The sequence below is a fragment of the Rhizobium sp. AQ_MP genome, assembly GCF_014237835.1.
Classification (GTDB): Bacteria; Pseudomonadota; Alphaproteobacteria; order Rhizobiales; family Rhizobiaceae; genus Allorhizobium.
In genome coordinates, this window is sequence record NZ_JACJVI010000005.1 from 253210 (window position 1) to 272946 (window position 19737).

General features: G+C 60.7%; 17 protein-coding genes. 6 read left to right on the top strand and 11 right to left on the bottom strand.

Annotated features, from left to right (window positions below):
* Positions 1 to 177: 177 nt before the first annotated feature.
* From H6M51_RS10875 to H6M51_RS10885, 3 genes are all read right to left on the bottom strand, one after another.
* Complete coding sequence (locus H6M51_RS10875; RefSeq protein WP_185809869.1) at positions 178 to 942, bottom strand: DeoR/GlpR family DNA-binding transcription regulator; 765 nt, start codon at positions 940 to 942, stop codon at positions 178 to 180.
* Positions 943 to 1095: 153 nt separating this feature from the next.
* Positions 1096 to 4308, bottom strand: coding sequence for an autotransporter domain-containing protein (locus tag H6M51_RS10880; RefSeq protein WP_185809870.1), 3213 nt, complete (start codon positions 4306 to 4308; stop codon positions 1096 to 1098).
* Positions 4309 to 4538: 230 nt separating this feature from the next.
* On the bottom strand, positions 4539 to 6551 hold the full coding sequence (locus H6M51_RS10885; protein ID WP_246780474.1) for a bifunctional diguanylate cyclase/phosphodiesterase: 2013 nt from the start codon (positions 6549 to 6551) through the stop codon (positions 4539 to 4541).
* Positions 6552 to 6883: 332 nt separating this feature from the next.
* Between H6M51_RS10885 and H6M51_RS10890 the strand changes: the two genes are divergently transcribed.
* On the top strand, positions 6884 to 7234 hold the full coding sequence (locus tag H6M51_RS10890; protein ID WP_162547960.1) for a DMT family protein: 351 nt from the start codon (positions 6884 to 6886) through the stop codon (positions 7232 to 7234).
* 209 nt (positions 7235 to 7443) lie between these two features.
* On the opposite strand, the gene H6M51_RS10895 is transcribed toward H6M51_RS10890, so the two are convergent.
* Entirely contained in the window at positions 7444 to 7833 is a 390-nt protein-coding gene (locus tag H6M51_RS10895) for an acyl-CoA thioesterase (RefSeq protein WP_162547959.1), read from the bottom strand.
* A gap of 174 nt (positions 7834 to 8007) precedes the next feature.
* Between H6M51_RS10895 and H6M51_RS10900 the strand changes: the two genes are divergently transcribed.
* From H6M51_RS10900 to H6M51_RS10910, 3 genes are all read left to right on the top strand, one after another.
* A complete protein-coding gene (locus H6M51_RS10900) occupies positions 8008 to 9822 on the top strand; it encodes a methyl-accepting chemotaxis protein (RefSeq protein WP_185809871.1) in 1815 nt (604 codons plus the stop codon).
* 151 nt (positions 9823 to 9973) lie between these two features.
* The gene (locus H6M51_RS10905; RefSeq protein WP_185809872.1) at positions 9974 to 10717 is read left to right on the top strand and encodes a hypothetical protein; all 744 of its coding nucleotides are present in this window, start codon (positions 9974 to 9976) and stop codon (positions 10715 to 10717) included.
* 350 nt (positions 10718 to 11067) lie between these two features.
* Positions 11068 to 11886 (top strand): sulfite exporter TauE/SafE family protein, encoded by an 819-nt coding sequence (locus tag H6M51_RS10910; protein WP_185809873.1) that lies wholly within the window; start codon positions 11068 to 11070, stop codon positions 11884 to 11886.
* 40 nt (positions 11887 to 11926) lie between these two features.
* Here H6M51_RS10910 and H6M51_RS10915 read toward each other — a convergent pair whose 3' ends face one another.
* From H6M51_RS10915 to H6M51_RS10940, 6 genes are all read right to left on the bottom strand, one after another.
* Positions 11927 to 12664 carry an ATP-binding protein gene (locus tag H6M51_RS10915; RefSeq protein ID WP_185809874.1) on the bottom strand — a complete coding sequence of 246 codons (738 nt, stop codon included), beginning with the start codon at positions 12662 to 12664 and terminating at the stop codon, positions 11927 to 11929.
* Positions 12665 to 12712: 48 nt separating this feature from the next.
* On the bottom strand, positions 12713 to 13627 hold the full coding sequence (locus tag H6M51_RS10920) for a DUF4417 domain-containing protein (protein WP_185809875.1): 915 nt from the start codon (positions 13625 to 13627) through the stop codon (positions 12713 to 12715).
* A gap of 534 nt (positions 13628 to 14161) precedes the next feature.
* Positions 14162 to 14731, bottom strand: a complete 570-nt coding sequence (locus H6M51_RS10925; RefSeq protein ID WP_185809876.1) for a hypothetical protein — start codon at positions 14729 to 14731, stop codon at positions 14162 to 14164.
* Between the two features lie 447 nt (positions 14732 to 15178).
* Positions 15179 to 16204, bottom strand: coding sequence for a GlxA family transcriptional regulator (locus H6M51_RS10930; RefSeq protein WP_162547954.1), 1026 nt, complete (start codon positions 16202 to 16204; stop codon positions 15179 to 15181).
* A 329-nt stretch (positions 16205 to 16533) separates the two neighbouring features.
* A complete protein-coding gene (locus H6M51_RS10935; RefSeq protein ID WP_185809877.1) occupies positions 16534 to 16761 on the bottom strand; it encodes a hypothetical protein in 228 nt (75 codons plus the stop codon).
* A gap of 94 nt (positions 16762 to 16855) precedes the next feature.
* A complete protein-coding gene (locus H6M51_RS10940; RefSeq protein ID WP_185809878.1) occupies positions 16856 to 17056 on the bottom strand; it encodes a hypothetical protein in 201 nt (66 codons plus the stop codon).
* A 112-nt stretch (positions 17057 to 17168) separates the two neighbouring features.
* Between H6M51_RS10940 and H6M51_RS10945 the strand changes: the two genes are divergently transcribed.
* The gene (locus H6M51_RS10945; protein WP_185809879.1) at positions 17169 to 18065 is read left to right on the top strand and encodes a LysR family transcriptional regulator; all 897 of its coding nucleotides are present in this window, start codon (positions 17169 to 17171) and stop codon (positions 18063 to 18065) included.
* 89 nt (positions 18066 to 18154) lie between these two features.
* A complete protein-coding gene (locus H6M51_RS10950) occupies positions 18155 to 18589 on the top strand; it encodes a thioesterase family protein (RefSeq protein WP_185809880.1) in 435 nt (144 codons plus the stop codon).
* A gap of 56 nt (positions 18590 to 18645) precedes the next feature.
* Here H6M51_RS10950 and H6M51_RS10955 read toward each other — a convergent pair whose 3' ends face one another.
* On the bottom strand, positions 18646 to 19674 hold the full coding sequence (locus H6M51_RS10955) for an alpha/beta fold hydrolase (protein ID WP_185809881.1): 1029 nt from the start codon (positions 19672 to 19674) through the stop codon (positions 18646 to 18648).
* Positions 19675 to 19737: the final 63 nt, after the last annotated feature.

The following is a 19737-nucleotide window of genomic DNA, read 5'->3' on the forward strand; positions in this document are numbered from 1 at the left end:
CGGGGCTGTGATAATCAGAACAAAAACGCAACGTTTGGAGCTGGTTGTTGCCAGCGTGGTGGCAGGAGTATGGAGACGTCAGTGCTTGAACACGTTGTCGCGATGCCAGCCGAGATAATGCGGGTGCGGGCGCAGGTGGCGCGGTCGGGACGATCGGTGCGCTGTCTCTCACGTCGCTCAAATAGCAACTGTCACTTGCGGGCCAGTTGCGGTGATGAGGCGGTCGATCGGCGGGGGCGGTGGGGCGTTGGAAATCAGTTCGTCGACATCTGCGAGATTGGCGAGTTTCACCAGGGCTCGGCGGCCGTATTTGCTGGCGTCGACGGCGAGCATGGTGCGTTCTGCCTGACGCATGGCGGCCTGGACGGCTGCCACTTCGGCGTGGTCGTCATCGCCGATGTCGCCGGCGGTGTCGATGCCGCTCACGGAGATCACCGCGTGATCGAACTTGAACCGGCCGATGAATTCCGGCGTTTCGGCACGGAAGACGCCTGCATCGACGGGCCGGACGAAGCCGCCCGGTACGGCCACGGTGAAATCGCTGCCTTCGGCGAGCAGGGTTGCGACCCGCAGGCTGTAGGTGACGATCCGCAGACCCTGGTGACCGAGCAGGGCCCGGGCGACGGCCTCGCAGGTGGTACCGGTGTCGATGAAGAGGGCTGAGCCGTTCGGGATGCGCTCGGCGACCGCGGCACCGATCCGTTCCTTGGCTTCGGCGTTCTCAACGCGCCGGGCGCGCAGAACCAGCGGATCGATCGGTTGCGCCAGCGTCGCACCGCCATGCAGCCGTCGGACCTTGCCCAGGTGTTCGAGCTCCTGGACATCGCGCCGGGCGGTCTGCGTGGTGACGTCGAAATGCCGAGCGATATCCTCAAGCGAGAGATAGCGCGCCAGTTCCAACTGGCGCAGCAGCGCGGTCTGGCGCCGCGTCTTCTTGTCCATGGACTCTATCAAGTCAAATCCCATTCCCCGGCCGATCCCGGGTTAGAAGCTATCGCGCCGGCAGGATGGCGGCAATGGATCTCATCGGCAGCACACAGGAACGGGACGGATCGCTCCGTCCTGTTCCCGTTCGGCTGTCGTAAAGACTTGCGCTCAGAACCGGACCTTCAGGCCCGCATTCACGCCATGGGTTCCACCATCCGCCGATAAAGCACCGACATAGTCCAGCGAAAGCGTTGCGCCGGGCTTGAGATCGAAGCCGACACCTGCCTTGACAAAGGCCGCATCCCTGTTGGCTCCGGTCCCTTCGACCGCGAAGGCGTTGCCACGGGAAAAAGCCAGCTGCGCCTGGGGTGTATCGCCGAAGGCATGACGCCAGCCGGCTTCACCGGACAGGCGCACCTGCTGATCTCCGAGCATGACCTCGGTTCCGGCCCGCAGACCCAGCGTCGTGAAGGTCGTGTCGACATCAAAGCCGGAGCCATGGAGGCCTGAGGCACCGCCGCGTTCACCAAAGCTGCCTGCATCGACGTGGACATGGGCGAGCCCCGCAAAGGGCTCGATCGTGCCATAGGGCATTTCGAAGCCGTAGGCGGCTTCGCCATAGACCTGCAGTGTCAGAACGTCGATGTCGGAGGCGAGGCTTTCCGTCAGCGTACCGAAGGCGACATTGCGCGATACGTTCACTTTACCATAGGCAGCCGAGGTGCCGTAGCTCAGCCGCAGGCGATCGAGAACGGTCGCGCCATAGAGGCCGAGCGTCACCGTATCGGCGTCCGCAGAGGCATTGTAACCGCCACTCGACACAGCCGTCTTGCCATACCCCATCATGACGCCGAGGCGCGTGGACGGAGAGGCGAGGGCATCCAGACCAAAGAAAGCACCGCCCGAGTTGCGATCGAGATCTGCAACGCCCGACATTTGCGTGCTGCCGCGCGCGCCAAAGGTACTGATCCATGGCTGATAAACCGGATCTGCGAAGGTTTTTGGGTCGAGAGTGCGGAGATGACCGGTCACCGCGTTGCGGGCAAACTGGCTTTCTTCGGCAAAGGCACCTGCAAGCGAGGGATAGATCTCGCCGGAGAGCTGGCGCAGGCCCGCGTCTGCCGCCCTGACATCAAGCGTGATCATCGCGTCGTAAACAGCGTTTCCGGTTCCTAAGCCTTCGACGACAGGCGCAACCCTGCGGCCATTGCGAGTGGAGGCGATATCGGCAAAGGCGGTGCTGTTGCGATCGAGGCGCATTTTCACGCCATTCGCCCCATAGGTGAGGTTGGGTGCGAGGAAGGCGGCGCTGGTGCCGACGGAGGAGAACGTGCCGGTGATGCCGTTGCCGGCCGTCAGAATGTCGTAATCGGTCGCCGGCAAATAATTGCCGCTGGTCGGAACGAAGTAAAGCTGGCCGCCGAGGGCGATGGCACCTGTCGCCACCAACTTGTCGGTGTTGCCGTTGCTGTCCACCTCGACCCGGAAGGTCGAGCCCGGATCGAAGGTGACATTCCCGTTGACTTTCAGCGTGCCGATGGAGTTGCCCGGAGCCAGGACCCCGCCGCTGGCGATCCTGACGTTACCGACCGTTCCCGCTCCCCCGAGGGTCCCGCCGGCGAGCACCGTGGTCAGTGACGAGGATGCAATGGAGCCGTTCACCGAGAGGAGGCCCGCTGCGATCCGTGTCTCGCCGGTATAGGTGTTGGTGCCGCGGAGGTCGAGTTCGCCCGCGCCCTGCTTGATCAGTGCCCCCGTGCCGGAGATCACGCCCTGATGACGCACTTCGTTTTGTGCTTCGGCGATGCTGATGGTGCCGCCAGTGCCTTCCAGACTGATGTCTCGGACCAGAGACTTCATGCCGAGACCCGCCACCTGCAGTCGGCCGTCGGCCAGACGAAGTCTGGCGCTGGCATTGCCGAGTGCGGCATCCTCGTCGACGATGACCGTTCCGCCGTCGGTGATCAGCGTTTCGTCAATGAAGCTGTGATCGTCGATGCAGTAGTCCAGGATCGCCTGACGCAGGCGGCTGTCGGTGCTGGCACAATCAAGCAGCGTCTTCTTTTCGGCGAGCGTCAGGCCGGACAAGCTTGGCATGCCGTTGTCGTCGGCGATCTGACCGAGATAGAGATCGGTGCGCATGTTGTTCCGCGTCAGGTGGAACACCTTGCCCTTCTCGGCGAAGACGTTGGCGGCAGCGCCCCAAACCAGGCGGTTCTGCCCAGTTGTGCCTTGCGCATCTGTGTATTTCTGGATCGCCGGGCCAACCCATTTCAAGTCATGGGCGGTTAGCTCATGGTCGCTGAGGGGCGTCTTGCCATCATTTGAGTAGGCGACCTTGTCGATGACCCCGAGATAGGGGTTCGTCGGATCATCGGCCAGTTTCCACCACTTGCCATAGGGACGGGAAACCAGGAAGTGATCGATCTTGCCGCGGTCCCAGCTCGCCCAGGTATTCGTCTGGTCTTCGCCTGCGCTTGGCCAGGTCGTGCTGCCGTCCTTGAGCGGATGGGGATTGAACGGCTCGCGCTCCGAGGGGTTCTGCAGGAGCATGAACTGCTTCTTCAGAATATTGAGGGTCTGCGGCGTGTTGCCGGCGACGGGATAGGTTTCCGGTGCGAACATCCCATCCGGAATTTGCTGATTGGTCAGAGTCTGACCTCGGTTCGCCGCGATGAAGGCGTCGAGCGCTGCCCGGTCCAGGGCATATTCCGTCAACAGCCGATAGTAGAAGCTGTTGTTCGATTTCAGGTAGTCCCGAAGCAGAAGCTTCTGCTGGTCGACATGGTGGAGGCCGCGCTCCGAGACATCTCCGGCATTGAAGTCGCCGGCTACGATGACAGGACCGTCGATGGTGCGAGACCAGTTGACCAGATTGCGTGCTTCGGAGATGCGTGCCGTGGACTGGTCGGCATAGTCGAAATGGACCGAAGCAAGCGTTGTCTGGGGCAGCTTGTTCTGTTCGCCGAGCGTGACATAGGCGAAACGATTGCCCTGGGTGCCGCTACCGGACACGCTTCCAGGAGTCGCAGCCAGACGAGTGGTAATGCCTGTGTCGCCGGTCTGCGTACTGGTGTATTCGCCGAGACCTTCATTGCGCAGAATGCCGGGGATCTGAGCGGTGTAGGCGCTGTTGGCGCGCAGTTCCTGCCAGGCGAAGACGTCGTAGTTGCCGTTCTTCAGGAAGTTGGAGATGCGGGTGAGATCGCTGGCAAAACGATCATTCCAGGTATTGATGGTAATGAGACGAAAGGTCCCGTCTGCCGCGCCCGCCGAAGCAGCCGTTCCATAAATGGCGGCGCAGCAGACCGCGATCGCAAGGATCGACGTGCTGCTGCGCCGGGCAATATTTCCTGCCTTAAAATGTACTTTTTGTGACATTATTATCGCTCCGTAAAATGCAAACGTCATGAAACAGAGGAAAAATCTCTGTTGCCGCGCGTTATTACAGAGGCAAATGTAACCTTTATGACATTTTGAGGCGCAGGCATGATGCAGCGCTCACGGCGCCGGCTGTTTTGGCCGACGCTCGTGCATTGTCTGGCGATGAAGCTTGTCGCTCCCCGTGAGCAGGCGGGGCTCACGGGAGCTGCACCCAGCTGGTTTGGAGGTTATGCCACCGACAGATGCTGGCTCTTGCTCTTGCGTTTCAGCGGTGTGGTCGACTGGTGGTCGGCGATCCAGGTCTCCAGCGCGCTCGGGGGCATGGGGCGGGCGAAGAGGTAGCCCTGGGCGGTGCTGCAGCCGAGACGGGCGAGGATGGCCGCGTCTTCGGGGGTTTCGACCCCTTCGACCACGATTTCCAGCGACAGCGACTGGCCCAGGCTCACCATGGCGGCAATGAGTTTCTGGTTGGTCTCGCTGCGGGTCACGTCCTTGACAAAACTGCGATCGATCTTCAGCCGGTCGACCTTCAGGCCGATCAGATAGGCCAGCGAGGAATGGCCCATGCCGAAATCATCGACGGCGAGCTTGTAACCGGCCTCTTCCAGGCTCTTCAATTGCGCGTCGGCCAGCGCCGGGTCGAGGATGGCCTCTTCGGTGATCTCGACTTCGAGCAGTGCGGGGGCGACCTCATGTTCCCCGGTAATCCGCTGGAGCATATCGGCCACCGAGTAGAGGGCAAACTCGCGCGGCGAGACATTCAGTGCCACCGTGACATCGGTCAGGCCGAGTTCCGGCAGTCGACGGGCAAGACGACATGCGTCGCGGGCAATGCGGGCCGTGAGTTGCTCGGACAGGTGTACGGCGCGCGCGGCGTTGACGATCTCCGGCGGCGAGATGAAGCCGAGCTGCGGGTGTTGCCAGCGCACCAGCGCCTCGAACCCCGTGATCCGGCGCGTCGAGAGATCAACCTGCGGCTGGAACCAGGCGCCGAGCGCTCCGCTCTGAATGGCGCGATCGAGATCCTGTTCGATGATGCGCTTTCGCTCTGCGTTGCGGCGCAGATCGGGATCGAATTCGCGCAACTGACGCCGGTCCCCGCGTTTGGCATCGTACAGCGCCATGTCGGCGCAGGCGAGCAGTTCCTCTGCATTTTCGGCATGATCGGGGTAGGCCGCCAGGCCGACGCTGAGGCCGACCACGGCCTGGCGCTGGTTCCAGTGGATGGGCTGCCGACTGGCCTCCAGCACGGCGGCGGCATGGCCGCGGGCCCGCTCGAGAGCGGCCGCGCCGCTGACGATCACGGCGAACTCGTCGCCACCCAGCCGGGCAATCAGGCTGCCGTCTTCGATCACCGAGGACAGACGCGCGGCGATTTCGCGCAACAGAGCGTCGCCGGCACTGTGGCCCAGCGTATCGTTGATCGACTGGAACCGCTCGACATCGAAGATGACGAGGGCAACCTGCTCGCCGATCACTGACGCGCGGGCGAGATCGCCGGCGAGGCGGCCGTGAAAGAACATGCGGTTGGCAAGCCCGGTGAGCGTGTCACGGTTGGCGAGCGCTTCCAGGCGCGAATTCTGACGCAGGATGTCGCTGTTGGCGCGTGTCAGGCTGTCGGCGAGCGCCGTGGCTTCATGGCGCGCCATCTGGCTGCCGACAAACATGCGCTCAGCCCAGAGACTGCGACGAATGAAAACGATCACCATGAGGCTGAGGCAGATGCCGACCAGCATCTCGTTGAGGCGGCCATAGGTCATGAGATTGACCATCAGGGACACGAGAATGGGTATGGAGAAGCTCAGTGCGAGCGGCGTGTAACCGATCTGCTTGATGACGGATGCCGAGGCCATGCCGCCCATGACCATCAGCACCGCCGCATGCTGGCCGAGCGGCTCAAAGTTGGTGATTGTCCACGGCAGCGCAGCCCAGACCAGGCCGAGCACGAAGGCACCTGAGGACAGGAGCTTCAGGCTGGCGTTTGGACGCGACGTCAGTATGCCGCGCCGCGCCAGTGCGCCAATTCCATAAGCGCGCACGGCGATCACCATGACGGCCGTGCCATACCAGGCGAAGTTTCCCCAGTGGATCGTGGCCTGGCCATAGAGAATGATGACGCAGACTGTGAGCGTGATGAGGTTCAGGATCAGGCTGGAACGATGGCCGGCGGCGATATCCGCCACCTGAGCTTGCAGAACCGCCGGCAGCGTTCCGCTCTCTACGCTTCTGGTCAACCACATAAAACAAAACCCATACCGATCGCAATAATCCTCAATAACATGAGCAACTTAACGGGATGTTACGGTCTCTTTGCACAATTTAACTAGACGGGGCCGGGAAGGGGCGGTCGGTTGCTCGGGGAGCATTTGCCTCAAATAAGTGAGGCTTTGCACGATCTGGCGGGTGCTTTAGTCCTTCCTCAGGTTGTGAGAGCGGCAGGTCCGGACGGCCATTTGACGGTTGAGCTCAAAGGCCACTTCGCCGAGTCAATTCCGGGTAATTCTGGTATCCAGAGGTCAAGGGGCGACTCGCCCGATGCCCTGATCTCGCTCCTCTCACTTATGAGTGTCTCATGCCCAGCTTTTCCCCCGCGGCGCTCTGGCCGATCCTGCTTCTTTCCCTGTCCAATATCTTCATGACCTTCGCCTGGTACGGCCACTTGAAATACAAGACCTCCGCCCTCTGGGTGGCCATCCTGGCCAGCTGGGGCATTGCCTTCTTCGAATACTGCTTGGCGGTCCCTGCCAACAGGATCGGGGCCGAAGTCTATTCGGCAGCCCAGCTCAAGACGATCCAGGAGGTGATCACGCTCATCGTGTTTTCCGGTTTCTCGGTGTTCTTCCTGAAGGAGAGCCTGACGATCAATCACGTCATCGGCTTTGCGCTGATTGCTGCGGGTGCGGCCTTCGTGTTTCGCGCATGACAGAGATGGCGCGGTGTTGGACCGCGCCATGCTCGCGATCTGGCTTGCCTGCCGCCGGCTTAATGTGCCGGGGCGTCCTGGACTTTGCCGAGACGCCAGGCCGGGATGACGATGGTCAGCAGTAGCACCGTGTTCAAGACCACATTGACGGTTGCGCCGGCGCTCTGAGGCGCTGTTCCGCGGCATGGACGCGCGGTGAACCTTTTCCGTCAGGCCTGTGGCACGGGGGTGGGCTTTCCCGAGGCGTCGAGAGCCACCATGACAAAGGTCGCTTCCGTCACCTTTTCCATGACATGGGTGAGGTAGCGCTGGGCCCAGGTTTCCACCTTCAGGGTCATGGAGGTGCGCCCGACGCGGGCAATCTCGGTGTAGACGCAGAGTGTATCGCCGATCTTGACCGGCATGGCGAAGGCCATTTCCTGCACCGCAGCCGTCACGACGCGGCCGCGGGCACGCTCGGCAGCCCTTATGCCGCAGGCGAGGTCCATCTGTGCCATGACCCAGCCGCCGAAGATATCGCCGGCGGCGTTGGCGTCTGCCGGCATGGCGAGCGTTCTCAAGGTGAGTTCCCCGGTGGGCGTGTTGCTGTCTAGGGTCATGAATCTTCGATTCTCCAAGGGTGCGGGGCCTAGGAAAGCCACTGCGTGGAGAAGCACCACTACTAGATTTTACGGGCGAAAAAATGCCCCTCAGAAGTCATAGGCCGGCATTCAGGACTTTCGAACTGATAAATATCAAATTTTAGCCACTCAAAACACTATGGGGGTGGAGCAATGAAATCGATGTCTCTGTCAGTGCGGCTCTATGCACTTATCGCGCTCGCTCTGGCGGTGCTCGTGGGAGCGCTGACTTACAGCCTATTTCATTCCTATGACTCGCTTGTCCACGAGCGCCGTCTGGGATTGGCGCAGATCAATGACAATTCGATCGCGATCCTGAACAAGTATTACAAGATGGAGCAGGAAGGCACGCTGACGCGCGAGGAGGCTCAGGATCGAGCCAAGGACGTCATCGGCGCGATGCGCTACGAGCCCGACGGCTACATGTGGATCAACGACATGCAGCCGGCGATGGTCATGCATCCGATCAAGCCGGAACTGAACGGCAAGGATCTGAGCCAGAACAAGGACCCGAACGGCAAGTTCCTATTCGTCGAATTCGTGAATACCGTGAAGTCCGGCAAGGAAGGTTTTGTCGACTACTACTGGCCGAAGCCGGGCTTCGAGGAGCCGGTCGAGAAGCTCTCGCATGTCATCGGTTTCCAGCCCTGGGGCTGGGTCGTCGGTACCGGCGTCTATTCGGACGATCTGGCTGCATTGTTCCGCGGGACCGCGATCCAGTATGGCGTGCTGATCGCGCTTGCCGGAGCCGGCATGCTGTTCTTCGCCTATCTCGTGGTGCGCAGCGTCGTCAATCCGATCAACCGTCTGAAGTCCGCCATGAGCGATATTGCGGAAGAAAAGGTCGATATCGAGATTGCCGACACAAACCGTCGCGACGAACTCGGCGGCATGGCCAAGACGCTGGAAGTGCTGCGTGACAGCGTGCGCGATCGCATCGAGCTGCGCGACCGCGAAGTGGAGCAGCAGGCGAACCTGAACGGCGAGCGCGAACGCAACGAACTCAATCTGCGCTCAGCCTCCGAACGGCAGAACCATGCGATCAACGCTCTGGGCTTTGCACTCGAGCGGCTGGCCGAAGGTGACCTCACCGTGCAGATCGGCGTGATCGGCTCGGAATACGAAAAGCTGCGCGACGACTTCAACCGTGCGGTCGAGTCGCTCGGCAGCGTCATTGCGGCGATCAACCAGACGAGCGACATCGTGACGTCCTCGGCCGGCAATATCAGCGAGGCGACCAACAACCTTTCGAAGCGCACCGAACAGCAGGCGGCGGCACTCGAAGAGACGGCGGCAGCCCTCGACGAGATTACCGCAACCGTGCGCACGGCGGCCGAACGCGCCAACGAGGCACGGCAGATGGTGGCGGAGACCAAGTCGAGCGCCAACCGCTCCGGCGAGATTGTGCGCAATGCCGTTGATGCCATGGGCCGGATCGAGGGCTCATCGCAAAAGATCAGCCAGATCATCTCCGTGATCGACGAGATCGCCTTCCAGACCAACCTGCTGGCGCTGAATGCCGGCGTCGAGGCAGCACGTGCGGGTGAAGCGGGTCGTGGCTTTGCGGTTGTTGCCCAGGAGGTTCGGGAACTGGCGCAGCGCTCGGCGAATGCCGCAAAGGAGATCAAGACGCTGATCAGCGCGTCTGCGGCGGAAGTCGACACCGGCGTGGGTCTTGTCCGCTCGACCGGCGAGGCGCTCATCGAGATCGAGGCGCTGGTCAACCGCGTCAACGAGAGCGTCAACACGATTGCGACCGCGGCCAAGGAGCAGGCGACGGGGCTTGCCGAGATCAACACTTCGGTCAACCACATGGACCAGATGACGCAGCAGAACGCGGCCATGGTCGAAGAAACCTCGGCCGCCGGACAGTCGCTGGCGGAAGAGAGCTACAACCTGCGCCAGCTGCTTTCGCGGCTGAAAGTCAACGCGAACCAGGTGTTGGGCGGTCACCGCCGGGCGGCCTGACGGCGGAACCAGACACAAGAGACGGGGCCGGCGGAGCAATCCGCCGGCCCTTTGCTTTCCGGCGGTTTCCAGTCCACCTCGTTCATGGCGCATTAAGTCGAAATGACTTAGGATACCCCAAGTTGTCCCATTCCGGGCCATCGAGGGTGAAATGAGTATCGTGTTTTCGTCCCTTGGCCGCCGGCTGACGGTGGTCGCGTTTTCGGCTCTCCTGCTTGGCGGCTGTTCCGGCAGCGATCGCATTCCGCTTGCCGATGTCGGTGGGCCGCGTGCCGGTGACGAGTTGGTCGGCCGGGTGGATTCCAGGCGGGATGGGCGCGTGCTTGTCGGGCGGATCGGCGACCCGCAGGCCGAAGCGGCCGCCTTCGCACCGCCGGCTGGTGCAAACAACGGCGGCAGCCAAGGGATCGACTATCTCGCGACGGCCGAGCCGACGGTCGATGGTGGGGGCGCGCACCAGAGGACGAGCGCCATGGTCATCCCGGAAGGCGGCGTCAACATCGACGGCGAACTCGGCATCGGCGCTGCGCCGCAGGTCTCGGATGCCACATATGCGGATGCGACAAGCCCGGTCGGGGTTCAGCCGCATCTGGTCACCTCGAACGGCGCTATGGCGATGGCCGAGGGCAATACCAGCCAGCCTGTGGTCGACGGGATCGGCTTCGACGAGCCGACTGAAATCGTGACGGGGCCGCGCGGCCCGCAGGCGGTGGCGCAGGGAACGCAGGTGGCCGGCGCGATGCCGGAAGAGGGCCAGATCCTGCCGCTTTCGGTGGACAGCGGCAATTCAGGCATGAGCGATCCGGTTCCGGTCCAGCCCCGCCGGGCGGCGACACAAGCGGCACCTGCGGGCAAGGACTGTTCGCTTTATCTCGACAAGCGCAACTGCCGCTGAGATTTGTAGATTGATCGCTGGAGGTTTGCCGGCAGAGCATTTGGTACCCCCCTCTGTCACTGCGTGACATCTCCCCCACACGGGGGGAGAGCGGAGTGTCGCGTTTGGCGATCTGACTGCGGTGCAAAGCGGGACGAGGGGGCCGAGAAGGACACCAGCGGACGCGGGCAGGACTTTGCAGCGCCGTACTGACTGGGGCTGTGGCGGGCTTGCGGGTGGGGCGGGCAGGGCCTAGAGGCTTTTGGGTGTCCGTCGTCCTGTTCGCTTACACATCGTGGAGCCGAGCGGGCGCCTGATCCTGCCGTCTTCGGGCCGCATCAAGCCGGCTCGCTGTTTCCCGGAGTGCCCCCATGCCGCCGATTGCCGATATCCTGATGTTTGCCGCCATGCTGGCGGCGGCCGGCGCCGTGGCGGGGCTGCTTGCCGGCGTCTTCGGCATTGGCGGGGGTGCCGTGCTGGTGCCGGTCTTCTACCAGGTCTTCGGCTATGCCGGGATCCCGGAAGAGGTGATCATGCATCTTTCCGTCGGCACCTCGACGGCGCTGATCGTGCCGACCTCGATCCGCTCGTTTCGGGCGCATCAGACGCGCGGCGCTGTGGATACGGGGCTCTTGAAGGGCTGGGTGATCGCGGTGCCGCTCGGGGCTCTGGCCGCGACCGTCGTTGCCGCCTATGTTTCGAGCGCGGGTCTCAGGCTGTTCTTCGCGGTGATGGGCCTGGTGCTGGCGGCGCGCATGCCCTTCCTCTCCAACCGGATGCATCTCGGGACGGAACTGCCGGGCCAGCCGTGGCGGTTCCTCACCGGTTCGGCGATCGGGTTGTTCTCAGGGCTGATGGGGGTTGGCGGCGGCGTGTTCAACAACACCTTCATGACGCTCTTTGGCCGGCCGATCCACCAGGCGGTCGCGACCTCCTCGGGCGTCGGCGTGCTGATCTCGATCCCGGCCTTTTTCGGCTTCATCTATGCCGGCTGGGGCGAACCCGGCCTGCCGCCCTTTTCCACCGGCTTCGTCAACTGGATCGCCTTTGCGGTGATTTTTCCGATCGCCATGCTGGTCACGCCCTATGGCGCGCAGCTGGCGCACAGCCTCAACAAGCGGCAGCTGGAGATCGGTTTTGCGGTGTTTTTGTTGTTTGTGTCGGTGAGGTTTTTCTGGAGTTTGGTGTGAGGGGAGGCTGTTAATCGATCACCCGCCAATTGAGGCGCACTCACAGAGTGCAGGTCACGGAGCAAAAAAATCCGGTTAGCGGTGCCAGTTGATATGTCCTAGCCTCTGGCTGCCCAGAATCGACGCGAGTAATCACTCTTGCGTGGTCCCCTGATCGGAATCTCAAATCGCGCGCTATGTTTGCCAGACCTGTAAACAGTGGACGAAATCCATATCCGTGTCCCTCACGATCATCGTATCGGGACACACCTTCCGAGAGCGCTAGTTCTATGGCGCGCCCGTGGTCTCTTAAGCTTTCATGCTTCGGGTTCGAATTCAGACTAGCAAGGATGCCTACGCCGTGATCCGCAACAACAAACTCGAACAAGCCCGGGGTTAGCTTAAGGCCGATGTATCCTGTGTCGATTTTTTGGCTGTGATCAATGATGTTTGACCAGAGCTCGCCAATAGCGGCCACGAACTTCCCAGTGTGATCATAGCTGAAACCTGCCTGCGCACCGACGCGATTGATGCGGTTGATTAGCTCCATCCAGATGTAAGGTTTTTTGATGATGGTAGAAACTGGGACATAGCCATGAGTAAAAGGCTCTTGAACAAACCAAGCTCTATCACGGTCTGTTATGTAGCGACAAAAAAGAGGGGCTTCGAGCCACGATGAGCGGCTGCCCGCCAGCGTAAATTCGGGGAAAACGTGTGCAAGCTCTAGATATGCAACAAGACTCTCCGCTTTGCACGCGGGAAGTTCTTCTGGGTTGAACTCCCCGCAGTGTAGGGCCAACGACAGATCTTCGACTAGCTCAAGTGTAAGACGTTCTATGGGACACCTTTAGATCGAGGCTTTAGCTTGATCATAAAAGCGGTCGCGAAGAAAGAGTGTCTGTTCGCTTAAGTTGTGATCTAGGAGGTCATCTAACTCTGCGGGCGTCGCCGTCTTCACTGGGTGCCAGCCCAGCTTCGCGTTTCCTGAACGGCTTGCACGCCGGCGCTTTATCGTTTTCATGTATGCCATTGTGTCGATGTAAACCACACGCCGGAAACTTTGTCGAAGCTGTGTAACGACATCTGGGTCGCCACGAACGACGATATCCAAAGGACGGCCTGACTGCTGCGCAATGCGGCTCAATCCGTCAATATGAAACTGGCGCCGAGCCCTTTTGCCTGCTCCGGTAATGAATTCATAGGAGATGATTCCAATTTCATCACGTTCTTGTATAAATCTGCTCCACCGTTCAAAGTCGTGCAGCGTCCGCGAGTTAACGTGGAGAGCACAAGCAATACCGCTTTGCTCAAATTCTCTCCAGACTATGGCTATCCGCTTGATAGCGTGCAGATCGTCTGTTCTGGGTTTATCTAGCAACAAGCTGAAATTGGGAGCCGTAACCAAATCAATCCCCAATTCGCGCAGATCATCCAAAATGGAGGTTCGACGATCTTGCAGCGTCCACCAGGGCTCAATCCGTTCGTCGTGGTCGACGCCGCTAAGTACGATCTTCGCTGACACATCAATCTTAAATGCGGCGGTAAGGGCTTCTCGTGTTGAATACCGCAACTTGGCCTGCGAAAAATCCACGACATCATGAAGCCGCAATGCGAATACGCTGCCCGACGCGGCTCGGTGGCGGCTTGTACCATGATAGATCATTGGCACAACCTGATAATCGCCTTGGCGATAATTACCTAAAACTCGCGGAATATTTGAAAGGTCAAATCCGGTAATCTCTCGGTTCTGTTCAATGTACACCGCTGGCTTTTTTACGCAAACAGATGAACATGAGTCGGGCTCGCCGCAACAAAGGTCAGTACAGTCCCAGATTGAATCTCTTACAGCCAAGCCCCCGCAAAACCTAAGTGACGGGCAATTCATACATCCTAGAGCCCGCGGGTATCTATAGGGATCGTCTGAAAGCGAGCGTATGAGTACGTCTGTGCTCCGAGGGTCTAGCAAAGCGAGACCTCCGCTTTTCCAGCCAGCTTCATAACTCGTCGGACTACGCCACCTGCAGTCCCGCCGCTGCTTTCAAGGCTAGCTAACACGTCCGAGGAGGGGGAGTGATAGTCGCCAACGATTTTGTTTTGGCGCCGCACAGTGACCGAATTACTGCCTAGCTCTATAATTAATAGTTCGCCCTCATTCAGCACAACTCCGTCCTTGAGATTTATCAAGGCACATCGGGGTTTGCTATCTGGATGTTGGGTGAATAAATCCGGAGTTGATAGCTCCGCACGCTTGCGATCTATGTATTTCAGAATAGTCGCTCGAGTTCGAGCTAAGAATTCAATTCCCATTCGACTTCTCCGTGACTACTGGCGTGTAAAATTTAGATCTACCTCTGCTATGCTCTCTTACGACGCCGCGCGCGGCTAGGTTTGCTAGCCGATTATTCCACGCCGTTGTATTTTTTGTCCTTTCCGCATCCCCGAAATTCTTCATCAAAAAATTGGCATCGACCTCTCCGAATTTCAATACCATTTCAAATGTCATCTGCTGTTTCGGATCTAGATTACCTATCAATTCAATGTTTTGTACGTCGTCACTATCGCCAACTTCACACGCGACGATCACATCATTTTTGGCGCTGGCAATGACCGAAACTTCGTCCCATACTTCGCTAAGCGCGTTCGCGACGACGGGATAGTATGACGAATTTCTCGCACGAAGATAATCCTTGAGCGCAAATACTGACTCCCTAAGATAGCTCGCGGTGGCGACATCAATTCCCGAAAAATCCAAAAACAGAGGCTGTGGTTGCGCCTGCGTCTGGGGAAGCCTCCTGATCATATCTGCGAAAGCAATTTTTCCGTTCACCGCGCCGGCCAATACCGGGCTATCGGAAATCTCGATCAAGAACATTCTCACTTGCGTCACCTATCTCACGTGTGTTGTGTGAGATATAGATCTTACGGTGGATCTCGTCAAGTGCGCTCGATAGTGAGGGGCGTGAGGTGATGCTTCCGCTCGCTTTGCGAGCAGATTTTGTATCCACGGGTGAACAGCGATTAATGAGTGCTTGCCGAAAACCGTCACCCGCTGTGAAGGAGGGGCACCAATTGCCAGCCCTCATCCTGAGGTGTGAGCGGAGCGACCCTCGAAGGACGAGGGCGGGTGGGTTGGTCTCCTGGCCTTGATCCTTCGAGGCCCGCGTTCGCGGGCACCTCAGGATGAGGGGTGACGTGGTTTGCTTGGCTTGGCGCACGATCGTGTTAGACGTGGACGCTGCGGGTAAAGCCCCCTCCCAAACCCTCCCCACAAGGGGGAGGGCTCAACCTTGCGGCGCCCTTGGTGCGTTGCGGCTCACACCACCACGCCCGTCCGGTTGCTCGACATCGTGAGCTTACGTTCGGCGCGCTCCTGCTGGGGGGAGCGGTTGTAGAGTTCGCGGTAACACTTGGAGAAGTGGGAGGCGGAAACGAAGCCGCAGGCGACGGCGACTTCGACGACGGGCATGGAGGACTGGACCAGCAGGTGGCGGGCGCGGTCGAGGCGGATTTCGAGATAGTAGCGGGCCGGCGAGCGGCCCATTTCCTGTCTGAACAGGCGCTCGATCTGGCGACGGGACAGACCGGCGTCGTCGGCGATTTCGAGAAGCGACAGCGGCTCGGAGAGATTGGCTTCCATCAGCTCGATAATCTGCAGCACCTTGGAATTCTGCACACCGAGGCGAGCTCTGAGCGGAAGCCGCTGGCGGTCGTTGGCGGAGCGGACGCGATCGGTCAGGTGCTGTTCGCAGACGCGGTTGACGAGACCTTCGCCGAAATCCTGACCGATCAGGTTCAGCATCATGTCGAGCGAGGCGGTGCCGCCGGCGCAGGTGTAGAGATTGCCGTCGACTTCGTAGAGGTCGGCATAGACTTCCGCCTGCGGGAAGGTTTCGGAGAAGCCGGGCAGGTTTTCCCAGTGGATGGCGCAGCGCTTGCCGTTCAGCAGGCCGGCCTGGGCCAGCACATGGGCGCCCGTACAGAGCGAGCCGACGGCGACATTGCGGTTATAGGCCTCGCGCAGCCAGGCATTGACCGACTTGTTGTTGAACTCCTCGACATAGATGCCGGAACAGACGATCGCCATGTTCGGGCGGTTTTCGCCGCCGAGGAAACGGCGCTCGTCGGCGAGCGAGGAATTCACCTCGATGCCGATGCCGGAGGAGGAATAGACCTTCTGGCCATCGACCGAGGCGAGGCGCCATTCATAGGCGGCGTAACCCAGCATGCGGTTTGCTATGCGCAGCGTCTCGATGGCGCCGGCGAATGGCAAAAGGGTGAAATGCGGGACGAGGAAGAAGACGATCGATCGCTTCTTGGTCTGTGGCTGCTGCTTGCTCATGATGTTGCCCCGTGGTGTGGCTGCCGTTCCCTTGTTTGATGGCATGCTCCGCCTGAATTGATCGGCGCGATTGTCGTTTTACGACATTGTCATCCTATCGCGCGTCGCGACCGTATCGGCAATCGCTAAAGAACGACATTTTCCGACTTTTTTCAGGCTGCGACGCCGTGCAGCGGGCTAGTTTGGGGGCAATGCTTGCAGGTGATTGAAATGCCATGGCTTTGCCGAGGACTGCAGAAGGCGGCGGAAGAATAGCCATTGCCCCATTTGCGACGCGCTGGGGCGATGGCGTCGCAAATGGGGCGGGGCCAGGGGAAGCCCCAGGGCGGTCAGCGGCTGGTGTCGTGCGCAGGCCAGCCGAGGTCCTTGCGCAGGTCGAAGGGAAGGGCTTCGAGGGCTGCAAGCTCCAGACGCCGGCGGCGGTGGTCGGCGAGCGTTGATGCCAGGACGTCAAACCTGGTTGCGAGGCGGCCGGCCGCCGCCTTCGCGATGCCGGCCAGCGTCGGGGCGGCGGTGGCGCTCGGGGTGGTCGGTGAATCACAGCAAACCATGGTCATGGTCGTTATCCTCTTGGGTTGTGTGGCCCCTTCGTCATCCCATGCCTTTCATCGGTGGCAGGGGCCTGTCTTCTCTATCGCTCACGCCCATCAATCACTCAAACGAATGTTTCTGATGCTTGTCATTCTGAAAGTTGATGTATTGGCGATGGTGGGTGAGGCCGAGATCATCGCGCAGGGCGGGGCCCAGCGGCGCGAGCGTGCGGCACGCGGCGGCACGCATGGCGCGGCGGCGGGATGCCTCCACGAGCGTGGCACAGGTCAGCTGCAAGATCTGGAGCGGGTTGCGAAACATGGCGGGTGATCCTCCTTTCTGGTCGTCTGAAGAGAAGGATGCACCCCGATTGACATTCAATCAAACGCAATAGTATCGTTCTCACGTTCAATTTTGTTGAAGGTCTATCGTCATGACGCTCATGCTGCGCCAGCCGCTTCCGCTTCTCGACAACGATGTTCTCCGGACCTTCGTGGCGATTGCCGAAACCGGCAGTTTCACCACTGCCGCCGACCGGGTGTACCGGACGCCGTCGGCGGTCTCGATGCAAATCAAGAAGCTCGAGGAGCAGCTGAACGTGACGCTCTTCCTGCGCGATGCGCGCTCCGTGACACTGACGGAGAGCGGCGAGGTGCTCTTGCCCTATGCAAGGCGCATGCTCGCCCTGTCGAACGAGGCGGTGGGGCGGTTTCGCATGCCCGAGATGAAGGGGGTGGTCAGGCTCGGTGCGCCGGACGACATCGGCGAGCGTTTCATGCCGACGATCCTGAGGCGCTTTGCCGAGCTCTACCCGCTGATCATGGTGGATCTGACGGTCGACACCTCGGGCGCGCTTCGGCGGCGGCTCGCAGAGCAGCGGCTCGATCTGACACTGATCAATTGCGCGCCCGGCGCCGTCGTGCATGAGGGCGAGGTGATCCACCAGGAGCAGCTGGTCTGGGCGGGCGCCAAATGCGGCACCGCGCATTTGCGCGATCCGCTTCCGGTATCGATCTGGGAGGATGGCTGCTGCTGGCGGGCGGATGCGCTGGCGAGGCTCGACAAGGACAAGCGGCCGTATCGCATCGCCTATCTCTCGGCTCACACCATGGCGCAGCGTGCGGCCGTGATTGCCGATCTTGCGGTGGCACCGCTTCCGCGCAGCTACCTGACCGACGACATGACGGCGCTCGGGTCCAAGCACGGGCTGCCGGAGCTCGGGTCCTTCGAGGTGCGGCTGCTTACCGGCAAGGAAACATCGGAGACGATCCAGGCGGTGGCCGACAGCGTGCGTTATGCCTTTTCCGAGATGATCGGCATGGCGGCGTAAACGGTCAGCGATTGGCAACTTATAGAATTAGGGAAATGCCGAACGGGCTTGTCAGCCGGTAGGCAGTAGGCAGCAGGAATTCAGCGCGTATGGTGGACGAAACGAAGGGCCTGACGCTTCAGGATTTTGCGGGCCAGGCTTACGACAAGCTGCGTTATGGCGATACCGACCGGCAGGGGCATGTGAACAATGCCGTCTTTGCCACATTCATGGAAACGGGGCGGGTAGAGCTGATCTACAACCCTCAGGATCCGTTGCTGGACGAGGGCTTTTCCTTCGTGCTCGCCAAGCTCGACATCAACTATATCGCCGAGGTCTTGTGGCCAGGCACGGTGGAGATCGGGACGCGGGTGGTCCGCGTCGGGCGGTCGTCGGTAACCATGCAACAGGCGGTGTTCCAGAACGGCAAACTGTGTGCCTCGGCAGAGACCGTGGTGGTGCATTTCGACGAGGCGACACGCAAGTCGCATGCGTTTTCGGAGGATCAACGGGCGAAGCTCGAGGGGTGGATTTCTGCGAAATAGTGGATCAGGAGTTGGCGCTGCGCCAAAAGGCTGCGCCAACTCCGTTCACGGATGCATTATGGATTGGCCGAAAGGGCTTCTGCCAGGAAGCCGGTGACGACGAATGCGATCTGCCCGTGGATCTCCTCACGGCTGCGGCTGCCGCCATCCTTGCAGACGATCCCGTCGCCGGGCGTTTCCTCTTCGATCAGCGCCCCCGCATCGGGCTTGCAGAGTTGCATGAAGCTGAAATGCATGGCGTCGGGGATCGTCACATAGGTGGAGGATTGCTTTGGTAGCGCTTGTGCGAGGTAGCCGCTCTCGCGTTCTGCCGGCATGTCCCCGATATCGGTGCCCGCCGCGATGACCAGAGCGTCAGCCTTGATCTCTGCCAGGCTTTGCGGCGAAAAACCCCGCGCCAAACCGAGATCGAGGGAGACGAAGGCCCGGATGCGCGGATCCGCCAGGTCTTGCTCCAGTTGCCGATTGGTAAGGCCCAGTTCGCCAGACAGGGCGCAGGCGCGGGGACTGCTGTTAGCCTCACACTCGTGTGCATGGCGCCGCGTTTCGAACCGGGCGCCTGCAAGCGCAGCAACCGTCCATCCACCGAGGGAATGTCCAATGGCGGCGATGCGCTTTTTGTCGATCTCGCCCGCGAGCCCGGTTTGTGTTGTCAGCGCATCGATCACGCGGCTCAGGTCATGCGGGCGTTCCCACAGCATTGCGGCACGCGCGGGGTCTCGGTCGAAGGTGGTTGTGCCTGGGTGGTCGGGTGCGGCTACGATGTAGCCCTGGCGAGCGAGAGCGTGGCCAAGCCAGCCGAGATTGCGCCAACTGCCGCCATAGCCATGGGAGAGGACGATGAGGGGGTGTTCGCCTAGCGCTGGAGCGGCATCGCGCCTCGCCGCATTGCCGAAGAAGACCTTGTTTTCGCCAACGGTTTCGACCGTGCCTTCGTCAGCGGTCGGATACCAGATGACGAGATGCAGCGGGCGAGGGCTGCCCTCGCCGATCTTGACGTCGCGAAAGCCGACCTGGTCGGCGCCGTCGGCAAATGAAACAATCGACAGCCAGGCAAGGCCTGTCGATAAGAGAGACTTCAGCATCACGATCTCCTTGAGTGGATCTAGGGAAGATCGACATGCATTCGGATTGAATTGGGAGAGACC